Annotated in this window: 1 protein-coding gene; it reads right to left on the reverse strand. The window is 56.1% G+C overall.

Features of this window, described 5'->3' with window-relative positions:
• On the reverse strand, positions 1-1,341 hold a 1,341-nt coding region (locus AMS66_RS01765), incomplete at its 3' end, for an amino acid adenylation domain-containing protein (RefSeq protein ID WP_269084519.1).
• Between the last annotated feature and the right edge of the window lie 8 nt (positions 1,342-1,349).

Here is a 1,349-nt window from a genome sequence, read left to right on the forward strand (position 1 = left end):
TGGGACTCGTCTGCCCAGCTCTTCGCGCAGTTCTTCCAACTTCACTTCTCCTTGCGCCGTCACATAGGCGCATAGATAAGGAAGTCCTACCCGGTCGGTCTTGCTGACGACCACCGCTTCTCTCACAAGACCGCTCTCCAGCAGTTGCTTTTCCACTTCTCCAAGCTCAATCCGGTACCCTCGGATCTTGACCTGATCATCTGTTCGTCCCAGGTATTCAATTTCGCCGTTCTCGTTCCAGCGCGCCACATCTCCCGTTCGGTCCTTCTTGCCCCCTTTGACGTACGGATCTTCTACGAACCGCTCCGCCGTCTGGGCTTCCCGATTCAGGTACCCCGCCGCAACACCCGTACCACCCACATACATCTCCCCGGGTACCCCAATCGGTTGTAGCGACTGTGCTTCATCCATAATGTAGACATGCACATTCGGCAGAGGTTTGCCGATAGGGATGCTCCCCTCTTCTCTTCCTGTGACCCTGTAGCCTGTTGCATAAATGCTGACCTCGGTCGGTCCGTACAGATTCTCAAGCCGAACCGTCGGCAACTTTTTCGCAACTGCCCGGGCCAACGCTCCCGGCAAAGCTTCACCTGCAGCAAAAATATAGCGCAGGCCGTGCAGCGCCTGAATCCCTTCTTCATCCAGACTGTGGATGAGCGCGTTCAACATGGGAGGTACAAAGTTGATGTGCGTAACTCCGTATCGCCGAATAGCGGCAGCCAGGGCTGCTGGATTCTTCTCCCCTCCCGGTTCCAGGATCGCGAGCGCCCCTCCTCCCCACATCCAGCCAAACAGCTCGGAAAGGGAGACGTCAAAGGTATAGGCTGTTTTAAACAGGTACACATCTTGCGGCCCCAGTGGGTAAAGCTCGTGCAGGCCGTTTAACGTGTTCAAAATGCTTGAATGCTGCACTAGTACTCCTTTTGGCTGCCCTGTAGATCCGGAGGTGTAGAGGATATAAGCCAATCCTTCCGGGACAGAAGGCATCGTCTCTCGTTCTTGTGGGCAAGACGCCGTTCGGACATCCGGACCCCAGACCGTGACTTGGTCACCATATCGTTGAACAGCCCTCTTTTGTTGGGACGCATCTGCTAACAACAGACAGGCCCCGCAGTCGGAAAGCATATATCGCACCCGTTTCTCCGGGAAGGCCGGATCGATCGGGACGAAGGCTGCCCCGGCTTGGATGATGCCCAGCATGGCAATGACCAGCTCGGCTGAACGCTCCATCAGAAGTGCCACCGGCTGTCCTTGACAGCCAGCCTGGATGAGGTCATCTGCTACCTGCTTGCTGGCTATTTCCAGCTCACGATAAGACATGACCTGGTCTCCATACAGCAAGGCAGGGT

Source organism: Paenibacillus xylanivorans, assembly GCF_001280595.1.
GTDB classification, from domain to species: domain Bacteria; phylum Bacillota; class Bacilli; order Paenibacillales; family Paenibacillaceae; genus Paenibacillus; species Paenibacillus xylanivorans.